At 39.3% G+C, this 303-nt stretch carries 1 rRNA gene; it reads left to right on the plus strand.

Annotated elements, in window-relative coordinates:
* Positions 1–201: ribosomal RNA gene (locus ACJ2A9_RS23900) — 23S ribosomal RNA — on the plus strand; the annotation flags it as partial.
* Positions 202–303: the final 102 nt, after the last annotated feature.

Genomic DNA, 303 nt, shown 5'->3' on the forward strand with positions numbered 1-303 from the left:
TGTCTGGAGATTAGAGGTAAGAAGTGAGAGGTGAGAAAGTAGGTGATGCTTCGTAGCGAAACTGAAATCCAACTTCTAATTTCCAACTTCTAATCTCCAGACAAGTAAGACCCCTTAGAGATGATGAGGTTGATAGGTCTCGGGTGGAAGCGTGGCGACACGTGGAGCTGAGAGATACTAATCGGTCGAGGGCTTAACCACAAAAACCAATTTAGAATTTATAATGTAGAATTTAGAATTGGTGTAAGTATTACTTCGAAGTGAATTGCTTCTTAAGTGCTTAATCTATTGTTATCTAGTTTT

This window comes from Anaerobacillus sp. MEB173 (assembly GCF_052119505.1).
GTDB lineage: Bacteria > Bacillota > Bacilli > Bacillales > JBJMAU01 > JBJMAU01.